Origin of the sequence: Aminobacter ciceronei (assembly GCF_014138625.1) — a bacterium.
Classification (GTDB): domain Bacteria; phylum Pseudomonadota; class Alphaproteobacteria; order Rhizobiales; family Rhizobiaceae; genus Aminobacter; species Aminobacter ciceronei.
Genome location: NZ_JACJHY010000017.1, coordinates 74,662 through 90,840 on the forward strand (window position 1 = coordinate 74,662; position 16,179 = coordinate 90,840).

The following is a 16,179-nucleotide window of genomic DNA, read 5'->3' on the forward strand; positions in this document are numbered from 1 at the left end:
GTGAGACAATGTCCAAGACCAAGACCGCAGAATTCGCAGATACCGTTGAACTGCCGAGCTTCGACGTTTCCAAGGCCTCCGACCAGTTCCGCGCCTTCGCAGAAAAGGGCGTCGAGCAGTCCAAGGACGCTTACACCAAGCTCAAGACCGGTGCTGAAGAAGCCCAGAAGACCATCGAGTCGAGCTACGAGACCGCCCGCAGCGTGACCAACGAGCTGTCGCTCAAGGCGATTGCCGCGCTCCGCACCAATGCCGAGGCCGGCTTCTCGCATCTCGAAGCTCTCGCCGGCGCCAAGACGCTGTCGGAGATCGTCGAGCTGCAGACCTCTTATCTGCGCAGCCGCGTCGAGCAGACCGTCGAGCAGGCCAAGGAATTCCAGGCCGTTGCCTCGAAGGCCGCCGAAGACGTCTCGAAGCCGGTCAAGACCGCTTTCGAAAAGGCGCTGAAAGACCTCAAGGCCGCCTGACAGCGACCAACAAGATACCCGGCGGGCGGTTCCTCCTCCCTCTGCCTGCCGGGCGAAGCGGCCAGCACCTCCTCCCGCTGGTCACATAAAGGAAAAGGCCGGCACCTCCTCCCGCCGGCCTTTTTCTTTTTTTGCAGGCGCCGGAAGGCCTGATTTCAACGACTTCCCACAGGCAGCGCAAATCGCCGCAGTGGAATATGCGCAAAGCTCTTGAAATGCGTCCGAAGAGTCCGTATTGACGCCGCACCAACAGGTACGCGGTTGTAGCTCAGTTGGTTAGAGCGCCGGATTGTGGATCCGGAGGTCGGTGGTTCGAGCCCACCCAACCGTACCATTTTCCTCCCCCAAGACAGCTTCAAGCATCGATGACAGGCAGCGTGGCCTTGCATAGTGCAGCCGCATTCCGGCCCGATCGTCTGCTGAAACTGCGAATCAAAGGAACATGCCCATGATCGACCTGCGCGTTGCCGCCGGCATTGCCACGACGGTGATCATCCTCGCCGGATGCCAGAAAGAGCCCGTGGCAGCACAGCCGACGTCGGGGATCTGCGATCGCGGTGCGGCAGAATCACTCGCCGGCAAGGACCGGATCGCCGACGACGAGGTGATGCGCCTCACCGGTGCAACCATCGTTCGCCAGCACAAGCCGGGCGATCCGGCGACGATGGATTTCCGCCAGGAGCGCGTCACCGTCGAAACCGATCCCACGACCGGCAAGATCGTCCGCGCGTTCTGCGGCTGATCTCGATCCCGGACGCAGACGGCCGACCATGCCCGATCCGAAGCCCCTGGATCTTTCGAGGCTGCGCGCCATCGGCTGGTCAACCTGGGACCCTATCGGACTGCGTGAGCCCGGTGCGGACTGGTGCGACCAGCCCTTCACGGATGAATATGACAGCTACCTGATCGAGGCAGCGTCCGGGCTTGGGGATGGCTGGTCGGTGGAAAAGGCCAGGGATTATCTGCTGTCGATTGCCAGCGACCACATGGGGCTGCCGCAGGTTTCGCGTGACACTGCCGAGGCAACGGCAAAGGCCATTGCGGACTACCTGCACGAGTAGAAAAACGATTGCGCGGCGCAGACAGACCTTGGCCAAACGACACTCGGTGGAAAACGAAAACCGGCGCGCTTCGGATGAAGCGCGCCGTTTTCGATGTCCCTGAGGGACGAAAATGTACCGCGATGGCGGAGGTGCTTACTGGCAGGGCGCCAGATAGGTCACCGGCTTGCCGTAGCGGTCGTACATCGGCCGGCCACGGTTGTCGTACTGGTGGTAGCGGCATTCGCCGGGCGCCGTGCCCGCGCCGATCATCGCGCCGGCAAGGCCGCCAATGACGGCGCCCGCGACGGTTGCGCCGGTGTTGCCGCCGATGGCCTGGCCGACCAGGGCACCGCCCACGGCACCGACGGCGCCGCCGCCGACCGCGCGCTCCTGCGGGGTGTTACAGGCCGTAGCGGCCAAGGCGACGAAAGACAAAGCTGCTGCTGTGGCTAGAAAACGCGTCATCGACCCTACTCCTTGAAACAATCGCCAGACGCTATCATGGCGACTTTTGCTTATCCAGTGGCATACCCTTGGAAACTCTCGCCTTTTCGGCTGCTCCAAACCTCTTTCCTGGTGCCCTATGGATCCCGTTGTGGCAGTTGCCGGCAACGACACGGGACGCCAGCTCACCCTCGCTGTGCTGCCTGTTCGTCGCGCAGGCGCTGGACCTCGCGCCGCTTGTTGACCAGCGAAGCGGCGATGACGCCGCAGGCGACGATGCCGATCAGGATTGTGCAGGCGGCATTGATCTCGGGTGTCACGCCGAGGCGCACCTGGCTGTAGATCTTCATCGGCAGCGTCGTCGCACCCGGCCCCGAGGTGAAGCTCGAAATCACCAGGTCGTCGATGGAGAGCGTGAAGGCCAGCATCCAGCCCGAGACGATCGCCGGCAGGATGACCGGCAAGGTGATCTGAAAGAAGGTTTTGACAGGCGGGGCGCCAAGATCCATCGCCGCTTCCTCGAGCGAGCGGTCGAATGTGACGAGCCGCGACTGCACCACGACGGCGACGAAGCACATCGAGAAGGTGATGTGGGCGAGCGTCAGGGTGAAGAAGCCGCGATCGAGCCCGACGGCGACGAACAGCAGCAGCAGCGACAGGCCGGTGATGACCTCGGGCATGACCAGCGGCGCAAACACCATGCCCGAAAACAGCACCCTGCCCCGGAACCTGGTGTAGCGGGTCAGCGCAAGTGCTGCGAGCGTCCCGAGAACTGTGGCCATCGTCGCCGAGATCAGGCCGACGCGGATGGTCACCCAGGCCGCGTCCATCAGGCCCTGATTGTGGAACAAGGAGACGTACCATTTGGTCGAGAACCCGCCCCAGACAGTGACGAGCTTGGATTCGTTGAAGGAGAAGACGACCAAAAGCACGATGGGCAGATAGAGGAAGGCAAAGCCCAGTACGATGGCCGTGATGTTGAAGCGGCTCCAGCTCGCATTCATCTCAGCGCCCCTGTTCCTGGGCGCGTGCCTGCGCCTGCTGGAAGAACATGATCGGCACGACAAGCAGCAGAAGCAGGATCACCGCCACTGCTGAGGAAACCGGCCAGTCACGGTTGGCGAAGAATTCGTTCCACAGCGTCTTGCCGATCATCAGCGTCTGCGAGCCGCCGAGCAGGTCGGGGATGACGAACTCGCCGACGGCAGGGATAAACACCAGCAGGCAGCCGGCGATCACGCCGGGCAGCGACAGCGGGAAGGTGACCTTCCAGAACGCCGTCATCGGCGGGCAGCCGAGGTCCTGCGCCGCCTCGATCAGCGAATAGTCCATCTTCTCCAGCGCCGAATAGAGCGGCAGGATCATGAACGGCAGGTAGGAATAGACGATGCCGATGAAGATCGCCGTATGCGTGTTGAGGATCACCAGCGGCTGGTCGATGATGCCGGTGGCGAGCAGCAGCTGGTTGAGCAGGCCCTCGGGCTTGAGGATGCCGATCCAGGCATAAACGCGGATCAGGAAGCTGGTCCAGAACGGCAGGATCACCAGCATCAGCAGCGTCGGCCGGATCGTCGCCGGCGCACGCGCCATGCCATAGGCGATGGGATAGCCGACGATCAGCGCCAGCAATGTCGAGATCCCGGCGATGATCACGCTTGAGACATAGGCGTTGAAGTAGAGCGCGTCCTGCGTCAGCCAGAGGTAATTGTCGAAGCTGAACTCGCCGATCTGCGTTATCAGGCCGGACACGCCGTCTGAAAGCCCGAGCACGGGCGTGTAGGGCGGCATGGCGATCGCCGTCGTCGACAGGGAGATCTTGAAGACGATGAAGAACGGAATGAGGAAGAAGAACAGCAGCCAGAAATAGGGAATGAGGATGACGAGGCGGTCGGTTACGGCCGAGAGCGGATGTTTCATCACCCCACCTATCGCGTCAGAACGACGCCGGCGTCGTTGCGGAAGGAGATCCAGGCCTTGTCGTCCCAGCTCAGCGGGTCCTCGGTGGCGCGCGTCGCATTGAGCGAGCTCGCCTTGACCACCTGGCCGTTGCCGATCTGGACGTGGAAGATGGTCATGTCGCCGAGATAGGCGATGTCGTAGATCTCGCCCTCCATGACATTGTCGCCGCCTTCCGGCTTCTTCGACGAAACCTTGATCTTTTCCGGCCGGATGGCGAAGGCGACTTCGCTGCCTGCGGCGGCGTCGCCGGCATTGGCCGTGCGGATGGTGACGCCATTGGCGCTGGTGATTGTCGCGCCGGCGCCGTCGCGGTCGGCGACCTTGCCTTCGAACATATTGATGTTGCCGACGAAGTCGGCGACGAAACGCGAGCCCGGTGCTTCATAGACCTCGGCGGGCGTCGCCACCTGCATCACCTCGCCCTTGTCGAGGATGGCGATGCGGTCGGCCATGGTCATGGCCTCTTCCTGATCGTGGGTGACGACGACAAATGTCAGGCCAAGCGTCTGCTGCAGGTCCATCAGCTCGAACTGGGTTTCCTCGCGCAGCTTCTTGTCGAGCGCACCGAGGGGCTCGTCCAGCAGCAGAACCTTGGGCCGCTTGGCCACCGCCCGGGCCAGCGCGACGCGCTGGCGCTGGCCGCCTGAAAGCTGGTGCGGCTTGCGCTTGGCAAACTGGCTGAGCTTGACCAGCTTGAGCATTTCGGCGACGCGGGTGTCGATGTCGGCCTTGGGCATGCCGTCCTGCTTGAGGCCGAAGGCAATGTTCTGCTCGACCGACATATGCGGGAACAGTGCATAGGACTGGAACATCATGTTGACCGGCCGACGATAGGGCGGGATGCCCCTGAGGTCCTGACCGTCTAGCAGGATCTGGCCGGAGGTCGGCTCCTCGAAGCCGGCAAGCATGCGCAACAGCGTCGACTTTCCGCAGCCCGAGGCGCCGAGCAGCGCGAAGAACTCACGCTCATAGATCGACAGCGACAGATTGTTGACGGCGGTGAAGTCACCGAACCGCTTGGTGACGTCCTTGAACTGAATGTAGGGCTTGGCGTCTGGCTTGTTCCAGGGCGCAAAGTCCCTGCGGATATTGCCGAGCGATTTCATTTCCCTCTCCCACCTGCCCCTGATGCGAAGCCCGGCGCCGATGGCGCCGGGCCGCATGCCTTGGTTATTGTCCGGTGACGATCTTGGTCCAGCTGCGGGTCACCACGCGCTGGGTCTTGGGATCGTAGGGCGGCACGGTGAAGAGCTTGGCGAGCGTCGCTTCATCGGGATAGATCGCCGGATCGCTGGAGATCTCCTTGTCGATGAACTGCTGCGACGCCTTGTTGCCGTTGGCGTAGAAGATGTAGTTCGAGGCCTTCGCCGCGACTTCCGGCTTCAGCATGTAGTTGATGAACTCATGCGCCTCGGCGACATGCTGGGCATCGGCCGGGATCGCCATCTGGTCGAACCACATCTCGGCGCCCTCCTTGGGGATGACGTAGTCGATGACGACGCCCTGGTCGGCTTCTGCGGCACGATCGCGCGCCTGGAAGACGTCACCCGACCAGCCGACGGCCAGGCAGATGTCGCCATTGGCAAGCGCGTTGATGTATTCCGAGGAATGGAACTTGCGGATCGACGGACGGACCGCGAGCAAGGTCTCTTCCGCCTTGGACAGGTCGCCCAGTTCGGTCGACTGCGGCTTGAGGCCAAGATAGTTCAGCGTCGTCGGCAGGATGTCGGTCGGAGAATCCAGCACATAGACGCCGCATTCGGCGAGCTTCGCCAGCTGTTCCGGCTTGAAGACCACGTCCCAGCTGTCGATCTTGTCGATGCCGAGCGCTTCCTTGACCTTCTTCTGATTGTAGCCGATGCCGACCGTGCCCCACATGTAGTTGACCGAATACTCGTTGCCCGGGTCGTAGGCGGCGGTACGCGAGCTCACCACATCCCAGACATTCGTCAGGTTGGGCAGCTTGGACTTGTCGAGCTTCTGGTAGACGCCGGCCTGGATCTGACGCGCCAGGAAGGGGCTGGCAGTCGGCACGACGACATCGTAGCCGCTGCCGCCGGCAAGCAGCTTGGTCTCGAGGATCTCGTTCGAATCGTAGACGTCATAGACGACCTTGATGCCGGTCTCCTTGGTGAAGTCCTCGATGATCGTCGAATCGATGTAGTCAGACCAGTTGTAGACGTTGACGACGCGCTCCTGGGCGTTGGCGGGCATCGTGAAAACGGCGATAAGGGCTGACGCGGCGGTCAGCCAAAGCGCTCTACGGTTCATGGCAGTCTCCCGTTGCGGACGCACCCGTCCCGGCGCATCCTGATCCTGTACAAAAATCGAGTGATGAAGGTAGCGCGCTCCCGCCGGCTCGCGACCCGGCGCAAACGTTACGGCGATTTACATCTGCGGACACCGAAGCCCCGGCAGTGGAACCTGGCAAGATACGCCTGTGTTGTTGTTACCCTCGACGCTCAGCCTGCCCGCCCGACGGTAGTATTGTCAATGGTAAACGACCAATTGATCAATCGGGCATCGGCATGCCGGTGACACCGGGTCTTTGCGGTTGCGCCTGGCGCCTGAACTCAAGCCCGAGATGCACGAGCAAGGCGACGAAAATGACCGCACCGCCTGAGATGGTACGGAGCGACGGCACTTCGGAATGGACGAGCCAGACCCAGATCGGCCCGAGCATCGGCTCGAAGGTGCCGATCAGCGCGGCGACGGCCGCCGGGATCAACCGCGCCCCGGTGGCGAAGAAGGCGAGGCCCAGACCGAGATTGACGACGCCGAAGGCAAACAGAAAACCCATCTCGCGCGGCGAGACGGCAAAGGCCGAGGCTTGCGAGGCGGCAAAAGCCGCCGCGATCATGGTGCCGAGGCAGGTGGCCGGCGTCATGCGCACATGGGAGAAGCGGCGGGTGATGACGGTAGCGATCGAAAACACCACTGCTATCAGCAAGGCGAGGCCGTCACCAATCGGCGAAACCTTGCCGGTGAGCGACTCCGAAACCATGATCGCCACGCCGACGATCACCGCCAGGATCGCCGCCCATGTCGCCAGCGCCACCCGCTCGCGAAACAGCACCCAGGCAAACAGCGCCGCAAGCAACGGCACGCCAGCCTGCATCAAAAGGACATTGGCGACGGTGGTGTAGGCAAGGGCAATGACGAAAGACGTCGAGGCGGTGGCAAAGCAGATTGCCACCAGCAGACCGGGCAGCCCCATGCCGCGGAACAATTGCAGCGTTCCGCGGAAGCCGTCACGCCAAACCATGAATGCCAGCAGAAAGGCTGCCGCCCAGAACGAGCGCCAGAACACCACGGTCCAGATGTCGTCGATCTCGATGAAGCGGCCGATGGCGCCACCCAGGCTCCACATCAGCGCCGACAGGAACACCAGGGCGATGCCCAAGCGCTCGTCGCGCCGAGAAACCTGCGGCGCGGTGGCGTCGGATAGCGGAACTGCCGGGTCTGTCATGGCCTCAGTATCGATGACGTTGGGGTGGCTGGATATGCTCACAACGACTTGAAACGGTCCAATTCGCTACCTCATCGCTCAAGCTACTGCGTGGTCCAGCCCATGACGATGGTTATGGCAAACCGCGCTGCATTCGAACAATCCCCCAGCGATGTCGAAGCGAACAATCCGACGGCGCTCAATTTTCTTCTTGACCTCAATATTAGTTGAGGTTTTACAGAAGCGGCTCCAACACCGATACCGAAATGGAGCCACCCCTGAAATGCCCCAGAAAATAAAGCTCGCCATCATCTATGGCAGCGCCCGTGAGGGCCGTTTCTGCGATACCGTGGTCAACTGGGTTGCCGCCGAAATTGCGGGCCACCAGCAGTTTGCCATCGACTTTATCGACCCGCGCGACCTCGGCCGAAACCGTGCCGATGTCGCCCGCCGCCTTGGCGATGCCGACGCCTTCCTGGTGGTGACGCCGGAGTATAATCACGGCTACACCGCCGACCTCAAGGCACTGATCGACGCCCACAGCATCCAGTGGCAGGCAAAGCCGCTGGCCTTCGTCTCCTATGGCGGCATTTCGGGCGGGTTGCGGGCGATCGAACAGTTGCGCCTGGTGTTTGCCGAACTGCATGTCGTGGCAATCCGCGACACGGTGAGTTTTGCCAGCGCCTGGAGCAAGTTCGACCGCAACGGCACGCTGATGGACCCGCGCGATGCGCGCAAGGCGATGTCGGCGCTGCTCGCCCGCCTGCAATGGTGGGCAATCAACCTGCGCGAGGCACGTGCCAACACGCCCTTTCTCGAGGTGGCCGCATGAGCGCGCTGCAACCGGTTCGGGTCGCGGAAGCGGCGGCTCTGCCCGACCGGCATGCCGGCCGCAACTTGACACTTCTTTTGATCAGCACATTGACGATCATGTCGGGCGCGACCATTTCGCCGTCGCTGCCGGCCATCGAAAGCCATTTCGTCGGCAGTCCCAACGTCGAGATCCTGACGAGGCTGGTGCTGACACTGCCGGCGCTCTCCATCGTCATCTGCGCCCCATTCGCCGGCGGACTGGCCGACCGCTTCGGTCGCCGGCCGCTGCTGATCGCCGCGGCCCTGCTCTATGGTCTCGGTGGCATGTCGGGGCTGGTGGCCGATAGCCTGCCCGCGCTTCTGGTCGGACGCGCGCTGCTCGGCGTCGCCGTTGCCGGCGTGATGACCACGGCAACGGCACTTGTCGGCGACTATTTCAGCGGCCCGGCGCGTGATCGTTTCATGGGCTATCAATCGGCATTTGTCGGCTTTGGCGGGCTGATCTTCCTGACCGGCGGCGGCATGCTCGCCGAAAAGCACTGGCGTGCACCCTTCGCTGTCTACGGCCTGTCGCTGCTGCTGATCCCGGCTGTCATTGCGTTCATCGACGAACCGGTCCGCAACCGCATTGCGTCGGCGACCTTTGCCGCCAAAGCCTCTGCCGGCACGGCATGGCTCGCGGTCTTCGCCGTCTACGGCGCGGCGGTGCTCAACAGCGTCGCCTTCTACCTGTTGCCGGTCCAGCTGCCGTTCCATCTCAACGCCATGGGCATCGGCTCACCGACACTGGCCGGCCTCGCCATCGGGCTCAGCAGCCTGATCGGAGCGGTTGCCGCTTTGGCCTATGCGCGCCTGCGCGCCAGACTCGGCGTGGTCGGCGTGTTCAGTCTCGCCTTCGGCCTGATGGGTACAGGCTACGTCCTGCTGGGGTTTGCCAGTGCGCTTGTCATGGTCCTGCTGGCCGCAATAGTTGTCGGCCTGGGCCTTGGCATGATGATGCCCAACATCGCAGCGGCGGCGATGGCGGCGGCGGCACCCGAAATGCGGGGACGCGTTGCCGGCGGCATGACCGCCAGCATCTTCGCGGGACACTTCATCTCGCCCTTCGCCAGCCAACCGATGATCGCGGCCTTCGGCTTCGCCGACACCTACCTCTACACCGGGCTCGTTGTCGGCGGCGTCGCCATGCTTGCCGCAGCAGCGGCCGCCTTCCGCGCAAGCACCGACCGGACAAACAGGGCAGGCCACCGCAGCTAACGGAAGCCTGCTCGGCTTCTTATTTGGCCTGTTTCGCCAGCTTCCGCACTTCCGACAGGACGGCGTCGTCGCCGGAAACGTAGCTGGCGAAGGTCTGGGCGACGGGGACCGTGGGCCGCAGGGAACCCGCGGCGGTGCCGTAGACATAGTTCGGCAGGAAACAGGTGGCCAGCTGCGATAGCCGGCAGCCGTTCTCCCAGTCGTGATAGGCGGTGGTGTAGCGAAACGCGATTTTGGAATTGGGCATGATCGTCGTGCCGCCCTCGCCCCACATCTGGCCGGCGTCACCCATCTCCTCGCCGACCAGCGTAGCACGCTCGCCGGCATAATATTTCAGCCGTGACGCGCTGCTGATCGCCGCCGAAAACGTGTTGCCGCTGGTCAGAATGAAGATGCGCCCATTGGGCACGGCCTCCGGCAGCAGGCGCGAGAAGTCGGTGCCGAGCATGTAGTTGCCGCCCGGGCTGAACCTGAGGTCGACGACGGCATGCCTGACGTCGCGCTTGCCAGCCTCCTCCAGCACGCCAGCCAGATAGTCGGCCATCGGCGCCCCGTCCGCATCGCGGAAGCGGTTGATCTGGACGTAGAGGATACCATCTTCTTCGAGATAGCTGTGCCACGCGTTCTGATCGGGACGCGAAAGATAGGGCGGCGTGACGCCGTCCAGAACATGGACCCAACCGGCGCCACCCTTTTCAGGCGCAACCGGACTGAGGTCGCGCTTCGGCCAGACGGTTCTCGTCGAAGGCTCGCCTTTCTCCGGCCCGACGCCAAGCGTGCGCACGATCTCGGAACCGTCGGCCTTGCGGAAACGAAACGCGCTCTCGTCCGCTTTGGCGGCCAGTTGGGCCGCGTGGAGCAGCTCCGGCGAAATCATGAAATTCGGCGACAGCTCGCGCACGTATGTTTCGGTGCCGCCGACATAGGGCCGCAATGCCGCGACCAGCTCGTCCGGGGTCCTTCCGTTCGTCATGAGCACTTGCGTCCCGAGAAGATCGCGATGCTCCACTGTGGCGCGAACAACGAAAAGCCCGTCGGCAAACCAGCCCAGCCGCAGCGGGATGGCGTTGAAGCCCTGCCCGCCGGCAAGACCGAGAACGTTGGTGTGGCCGTTATGGGCAAGGGCGACCGCCTTGGCCGCGCCCATCGCCAGCGCAGGCCGGTCGAGTTCTGATGCGCGGGCCGTCAGTTCATCGACTTCCTTAACAAATGCGGCACTGGTTTCAGCCGTCAAGCTGCGCTCGACCAGCTGCATGTTGCGAAGATGAGCCAAATCCTGCGCGTTCTCGTCAGCCTGCGAACTGCCGGCAGATGAAGCCGCGGCCGGATAGGACTTGAATACCGGATACAAGATGACGCCGAGCGGCAGCACAACGACGATCAGCAATGCCAGAACAGCAAGCGCCACACGCTTCGGCCACCGCCTCGACTTGGGTCGGACATCAGAATTACTCATGTGAACGTCTCCAAATACTGGGTCACCGCCCAGTTTCGGACAGCACATGGGTGCGGCGCACGCGACCTTCAATTACCTGCCAAGTCAACCACGCGCCGTGGCCCAATGGGGTGAAACGGATCGGCAAGGTTTGTCTCGGATAAAGCCGGCCAAACTCTGGAACTGCGCGTCGCGCTTTCCGAAAACGTCCCGAGTTTCGGCCGACGCGCAAGGAACCGTTCATGCTGACCGTACTCAACTGCCTCGTCACCGCCCACGACTATCGTTTTGTTGCCGCTGCCTTGGCCATCTGCGCGCTCGGCTGCGTGGTGTCGATGCGCTTGTTCGCCCGTGCCCGCAACGTCCGGCGCGCCAAGCACGTGGCCTTCGTCGTCATGGCCGGCCTGGCCGGCGGCATGACGATCTGGACGACGCATTTCCTGGCGATGCTTGGCTTCATTCCCAATGTCGAGCACGGCTTCGAGCCCAATTTCACCGTGCTGTCGTTGGCCTTTGCCATCGCCACCTCGATGGCTGGCTTCATGATCGCCGCCAGCCGCGAACGTGACTGGATGATCGAGGCCGGTGGCGGCGTGATCGGTGCCGGCATCGCGCTGATGCATTTCGCCGGAATGCGCGGTTTCGTCGTCGCCGGCACGATCAGCTACGATCCCTCCTTCGTTGCCTTTTCCGTCGCCGCGGGCGCGGCACTCGGCATGCTTGCCACCAACCGTGTGGCGCGCGGCACCACCCGCACCAGCCACTATGCCGGCATGGCAGCCCTGATCCTGGGCATCGGCATCATGCACTTCACCGCCATGGGCGCGGTGCAGATCACGCCCGACCCACGCGTCGCAGTCCCCAGCCAGCTGATGTCCGACAGCGTGCTGGCGATCCTGGTCGTCCTGGTGACCGTACTTGTGGTGATGCTCGGCGCGGTGACCCACCTGGCCGAAGAGCAGGGTCAGCAGGACGCCGTCGCGCATTTCCGGCACCTGGCCATGCACGATCCGCTGACCGGCCTGCCCAACCGCGCCGCGGTTCGCGACGAGCTGCCGATGCGGCTGAAGCAGGCAGCGGGCACCTCGTTGGCGATCCTTGCCGTCGACCTCAACCGCTTCAAGGAAATCAATGACGTCTACGGCCATGCCGCCGGCGACGCAGTGCTGGTCCAGAACCACGGCAAGGATGCGTGCAGCGCTGATCGAGGGCGAGTTTTTTGCCCGGATCGGCGGCGACGAGTTCATCGCAGTCAAGCCGTTCACCCGCGAGAACGAGGTGGAGGAGTTCGCCGCCCGCATCAGCGACGCCTTCTCGCGCCCCAACGAACTGGGCAAGGGCCGCTTCTCGATCAGCGCCAGTATCGGCATTTCGGTCTGTCCCAAGGACGGCGACAGCGTCGACGAACTGACGACTCGCGCCGACCTTGCCATGTACCGGTCCAAGAAGCTGCAGGACGGCAGTTGGTGCTGGTATGATGCCGACGCCGACGAGGACGGCCGCCGCCGCGGCCAGATCGCCATCGGCCTGCGCAGCGCCATCGCCGACAACGCACTGCGTCTCGTGTTCCAGCCGCAGATCTCGATGAAGAAACGCCAACTGCTCGGCTTCGAGGCGCTGCTGCGCTGGTCCAGCCCGCAGCTTGGCGAGGTCTCGCCTGCCGACTTCATTCCGGTTGCCGAGCAGACCGGCATCATCGTCGAGATCGGCGACTGGGTGCTGATGCAGGCCTGCCGCGAGGCGACGTTGTGGCCAACACCCATGGGCGTTGCGGTCAACGTGTCGCCGGTGCAGCTGATGCGTCCCAACTTCGCCGAGCGGCTGACCGAGATCCTAACCGAGACTGGCCTGGAGCCGACGCGGCTCGAGATCGAGATCACCGAGACCATGCTGATCGACAATCCGGGCCAGGCTCTGCTTGTGCTGCGCAAGATCAAGGCTCTTGGTGTCCGCGTCGCCATGGACGATTTCGGCACCGGCTATTCGTCGCTGTCGACGCTGTTTTCCTTCCCCTTCGACAAGATCAAGGTCGACCGCAGCTTCCTCAACGCGCTCGGCCGCCAGGCCCAGGCGACCAGTGTCATCGAAACGGTCATCGAGCTCGGCCACAAGCTGTCGATCCCGGTCCTCGCCGAGGGCGTCGAGACCGACTTCCAGGCCGCCTTCCTGAAGGACCGGCGCTGCGACGAGGCGCAGGGTTTTCTCTACGGCCGGCCGGTGGATTCCTCCACCGCGCATGCGCTCGCCCAATCGGGCACATGGGAGGACGAAAACGCCGGCAAGCTGAGCGCCTGATCCGGCGCTTACTGGAAGTCGAAGGCTGAGAGGCCAGTCACCATCTCGTCGAGACCGAGCGGCCGGGTGATCGGCGGCTCGGCGCGCGACAGGCAGCCGGACCGCTCGCAAAGCCGGCAGGCCGGGCCGACTGGTGTCGCTGCCACCAGGCCGGGCTTGGCGCCAACGGCAAGCGCCGGAAGGGCGGCGCCATAGACGATCTCGTCGCGGAAGGCGATGTCGCAGCCGAGCAGGATCGCCGTGCGCCGGGGGCGTTCGCTGAAGGCGCCCTGCGGCCCCTCGAGGGTGCGCGCAACGCAGAGAAATTCGGCGCCATCGGGCATTTCCACCGCCTCGACGAAGATCTGCCCCGGCTGGGTGAAGGCGGCATGGACCGGAAGTTTGGGGCAGCCGCCGCCGAAACGGCTCTGCGGAAAGCCTTGCGCGCCTGCCTTGCGGAAGCGGTTGCCGGCGTTGTCGACCTCGAGCATGAAGAACGGAACCGCAGCACTGCCTGAGCGCTGCAGCATGGTCAGACGGTTCGCCGCCTGTTCGAACGACACGCCGAAGCGCGAGCGCAGAACGTCAACGTCGTAGCGCGCCCGCTGGGCGGCCGAATGAAACGCCTGATAAGGCATCATCAGCGCATGGGCGGCGTAGCGGCCGAGCTCGAAGCGGGCGAGACGCTTGGCTTCGTCGGAGGAGAGTTTCAGCGCCTGGATTTCGGCGGCGACGGCGACCTGCATGCGGATCAGGCTCGCCTCCATCGCCACTTCGCGCAGCTGGTCGAAGGGCGACAGGCGCTCGGACAGGAACAAGCGCTGCGAATGGCGGTCGTAGCGACGGCGCCAGTTGGGCATGGTGGCGACCGGCAGCACCTTGACGACGATGCCATGCTCACGCCGCAACCAGCCCTTCAGCGCGCCCAACAGGTCGTCGCCGGGATCGAGCAGCGAGGTGAACGCTTCAGCTTCTTCTTCCAGCGAAGTGAAGTGGTTGGGTCGGCGCTCGAACACCTCGTGCACTTCGTCGATCGGCAACCGGGCACCCGACAGGGCCGTGGTATGCCCCTCGCGCGCCAGCAGCTCGGTCAGGTCGGACAGGCGCTCGGCCTGCTCGCGATAGGCGCGGAACAGCTTGATCACCGCAGCCGCTGCGTTGGGCGCGGCCTCGGCGATCTCGACCAGTTCCTGGTCGCCGGGCAATTCGCCCGACAGAAGCGGGTCGGCGAAAACCTCTCGAAGTGCTGCGATCGAGCCCCTCGCCTCACCCTGCAGCTCATCCGGATCGACCTTGTAGACCGAGGCCAGCTTGAGGATGAGCTGCACCGTCAGCGGGCGCTGATTGCGCTCGATGAGATTGAGATAGGACGGCGAGATGCCTAGGCCCTCGGCCATCGCCGTCTGGGTCAGGCCCTTCTGGTTACGGATGCGCCGGATGCGCGGTCCGGCGAAGATTTTCTGCTCGGCCATGGCTTTTACACCGAATTTACAACGAAAGCAGGGGGACTAGCCTACCCGACCTTTTACATTCTTTACAAATTTACAGCGGCGTTCTGTCAAACACAACACAGGTTTTCCCTATTATTTGCTGCATTTCGTTGAATTTTCTGGCTGCTTCGGCGCCGCAATGTCAAACAAGTCACATAGAAATCGCCGCAAACAAACCCAAGACGCGGTGGCCGCCCCCAGACCTAAGTGACCAGACGGAGTCGACAATGACCGATTTTTACAACCTCGTCCCTTCAGCCCCGGAAGGCCGTTTCGACGGCATCGAGCGCCCCTACTCGCCGGAGGACGTGAAGCGGCTGCGCGGCTCCGTCCAGATCAAGCAGACCCTGGCCGAAATGGGCGCCAACCGCTTGTGGAAGCTGATCCACGAGGAGAACTTCGTCAACGCGCTCGGCGCCATGTCCGGCAACCAGGCGATGCAGCAGGTCCGCGCCGGCCTGAAGGCGATTTACCTCTCGGGCTGGCAGGTCGCCGCCGACGCCAACACTGCTTCGGCAATGTATCCCGACCAGTCGCTCTACCCGGCCAACGCTGCGCCCGAACTGGTCAAGCGCATCAACCGCACGCTGCAGCGCGCCGACCAGATCGAGACCTCGGAAGGCAAGGGTCTTTCGGTCGACACCTGGTTCGCCCCGATCGTGGCTGACGCGGAAGCCGGCTTCGGCGGCCCGCTCAACGCCTTCGAGATCATGAAGGCCTTCATCGAGGCAGGTGCTGCCGGCGTCCACTTCGAGGACCAGCTGGCTTCGGAAAAGAAGTGCGGCCACCTCGGCGGCAAGGTGCTGATCCCGACTGCGGCGCACATCCGCAACCTCAACGCCGCGCGTCTCGCCGCCGACGTGATGGGCACTTCGACGCTGATCGTCGCCCGCACCGACGCCGAAGCCGCCAAGCTGCTGACCTCCGACATCGACGAGCGTGACCAGCCCTTCGTCGACTACGACGCCGGCCGGACCGTGGAAGGCTTCTACCAGGTGCGCAACGGCATCGAGCCCTGCATTGCCCGTGCCATCGCCTACGCTCCGTTCTGCGACCTGATCTGGATGGAAACCGGCAAGCCGGACCTCGAGCAGGCGAGGAAGTTCGCCGAGGCCGTGCACAAGGCGCATCCGGGCAAGAAGCTGGCCTACAACTGCTCGCCGTCATTCAACTGGAAGAAGAACCTCGACGACGCGACGATCGCCAAGTTCCAGCGCGAGCTGGGCGCGATGGGCTACAAGTTCCAGTTCATCACACTGGCTGGTTTCCACCAGCTCAACTTCGGCATGTTCGAGCTGGCCCGCGGCTACAAGGATCGCCAGATGGCGGCTTATTCGGAGCTGCAGGAAGCGGAATTCGCAGCCGAAGTGAACGGCTACACCGCGACCAAGCACCAGCGCGAAGTCGGCACCGGCTACTTCGACGCCGTCTCGATGGCGATCACCGGCGGCAAGTCGTCGACGACCGCGATGCACGAATCGACCGAACACGAACAGTTCCGCCCGGCCGCCGAATAGGCCTGGCTCCAGCTCCCCCGGAGGCACAAGGC

At 63.6% G+C, this 16,179-nt stretch carries 15 protein-coding genes, 1 tRNA gene and 2 pseudogenes; 10 read left to right on the forward strand and 8 right to left on the reverse strand.

All coding sequences use genetic code 11. The annotated features are described in order from the left end of the window. The first annotated feature begins 8 nt into the window (after positions 1-8). The 4 genes from HNQ95_RS17880 to HNQ95_RS17895 all read left to right on the forward strand — a co-directional run bounded on the left by HNQ95_RS17880 (position 9) and on the right by HNQ95_RS17895 (position 1,528). Entirely contained in the window at positions 9-467 is a 459-nt protein-coding gene (locus HNQ95_RS17880; RefSeq protein WP_067965195.1) for a phasin, read from the forward strand. Positions 468-724: 257 nt separating this feature from the next. Further along, positions 725-801, forward strand: a tRNA-His gene (locus HNQ95_RS17885). A gap of 114 nt (positions 802-915) precedes the next feature. Next, entirely contained in the window at positions 916-1,209 is a 294-nt protein-coding gene (locus HNQ95_RS17890; RefSeq protein ID WP_067965198.1) for an I78 family peptidase inhibitor, read from the forward strand. 28 nt (positions 1,210-1,237) lie between these two features. Further along, positions 1,238-1,528 carry a hypothetical protein gene (locus tag HNQ95_RS17895; RefSeq protein WP_067965201.1) on the forward strand — a complete coding sequence of 97 codons (291 nt, stop codon included), beginning with the start codon at positions 1,238-1,240 and terminating at the stop codon, positions 1,526-1,528. 135 nt (positions 1,529-1,663) lie between these two features. Here the strand turns inward: HNQ95_RS17895 and HNQ95_RS17900 are convergent, their stop codons facing one another. From HNQ95_RS17900 to HNQ95_RS17925, 6 genes are all read right to left on the reverse strand, one after another. Next, entirely contained in the window at positions 1,664-1,975 is a 312-nt protein-coding gene (locus tag HNQ95_RS17900) for a YMGG-like glycine zipper-containing protein (protein WP_067965203.1), read from the reverse strand. Between the two features lie 164 nt (positions 1,976-2,139). Then, the gene (locus tag HNQ95_RS17905; protein ID WP_067965207.1) at positions 2,140-2,958 is read right to left on the reverse strand and encodes an ABC transporter permease; all 819 of its coding nucleotides are present in this window, start codon (positions 2,956-2,958) and stop codon (positions 2,140-2,142) included. Between the two features lies 1 nt (position 2,959). After that, on the reverse strand, positions 2,960-3,871 hold the full coding sequence (locus tag HNQ95_RS17910) for an ABC transporter permease subunit (protein ID WP_067965209.1): 912 nt from the start codon (positions 3,869-3,871) through the stop codon (positions 2,960-2,962). 8 nt (positions 3,872-3,879) lie between these two features. After that, positions 3,880-5,019, reverse strand: a complete 1,140-nt coding sequence (locus HNQ95_RS17915; RefSeq protein WP_067965211.1) for an ABC transporter ATP-binding protein — start codon at positions 5,017-5,019, stop codon at positions 3,880-3,882. 64 nt (positions 5,020-5,083) lie between these two features. After that, positions 5,084-6,184 carry a polyamine ABC transporter substrate-binding protein gene (locus tag HNQ95_RS17920; RefSeq protein WP_067965212.1) on the reverse strand — a complete coding sequence of 367 codons (1,101 nt, stop codon included), beginning with the start codon at positions 6,182-6,184 and terminating at the stop codon, positions 5,084-5,086. Between the two features lie 241 nt (positions 6,185-6,425). Continuing rightward, complete coding sequence (locus HNQ95_RS17925; RefSeq protein ID WP_067967053.1) at positions 6,426-7,382, reverse strand: DMT family transporter; 957 nt, start codon at positions 7,380-7,382, stop codon at positions 6,426-6,428. A gap of 262 nt (positions 7,383-7,644) precedes the next feature. Between HNQ95_RS17925 and HNQ95_RS17930 the strand changes: the two genes are divergently transcribed. After that, on the forward strand, positions 7,645-8,193 hold the full coding sequence (locus tag HNQ95_RS17930; protein ID WP_182574782.1) for an NADPH-dependent FMN reductase: 549 nt from the start codon (positions 7,645-7,647) through the stop codon (positions 8,191-8,193). After that, positions 8,190-9,431: an MFS transporter gene (locus tag HNQ95_RS17935; RefSeq protein ID WP_182574784.1), complete on the forward strand. Its 1,242-nt coding sequence runs from the start codon at positions 8,190-8,192 to the stop codon at positions 9,429-9,431. Before HNQ95_RS17930 ends, HNQ95_RS17935 begins: the two co-directional genes overlap by 4 nt. Positions 9,432-9,450: 19 nt before the next feature. On the opposite strand, the gene HNQ95_RS17940 is transcribed toward HNQ95_RS17935, so the two are convergent. Continuing rightward, on the reverse strand, positions 9,451-10,887 hold the full coding sequence (locus HNQ95_RS17940; protein ID WP_157097161.1) for a S41 family peptidase: 1,437 nt from the start codon (positions 10,885-10,887) through the stop codon (positions 9,451-9,453). A gap of 395 nt (positions 10,888-11,282) precedes the next feature. On the opposite strand from HNQ95_RS17940, the pseudogene HNQ95_RS34210 reads away from it, so the two are divergent. The 3 genes and pseudogenes from HNQ95_RS34210 to HNQ95_RS17950 all read left to right on the forward strand — a co-directional run. Continuing rightward, positions 11,283-12,026, forward strand: a pseudogene (locus tag HNQ95_RS34210) (MHYT domain-containing protein); the annotation flags it as partial. A 28-nt stretch (positions 12,027-12,054) separates the two neighbouring features. Further along, positions 12,055-12,258 (forward strand): annotated as a pseudogene (locus tag HNQ95_RS34215) (diguanylate cyclase domain-containing protein); the annotation flags it as partial. A 39-nt stretch (positions 12,259-12,297) separates the two neighbouring features. Beyond that, positions 12,298-13,161: a putative bifunctional diguanylate cyclase/phosphodiesterase gene (locus tag HNQ95_RS17950; RefSeq protein ID WP_182574787.1), complete on the forward strand. Its 864-nt coding sequence runs from the start codon at positions 12,298-12,300 to the stop codon at positions 13,159-13,161. Between the two features lie 8 nt (positions 13,162-13,169). Here the strand turns inward: HNQ95_RS17950 and HNQ95_RS17955 are convergent, their stop codons facing one another. Further along, positions 13,170-14,612, reverse strand: a complete 1,443-nt coding sequence (locus HNQ95_RS17955) for a helix-turn-helix domain-containing protein (RefSeq protein WP_154385328.1) — start codon at positions 14,610-14,612, stop codon at positions 13,170-13,172. Positions 14,613-14,857: 245 nt separating this feature from the next. Here HNQ95_RS17955 and aceA point away from each other — a divergent pair, with 245 nt between their 5' ends. Further along, entirely contained in the window at positions 14,858-16,147 is a 1,290-nt protein-coding gene (gene aceA, locus HNQ95_RS17960; protein ID WP_067965225.1) for an isocitrate lyase, read from the forward strand. Positions 16,148-16,179: the final 32 nt, after the last annotated feature.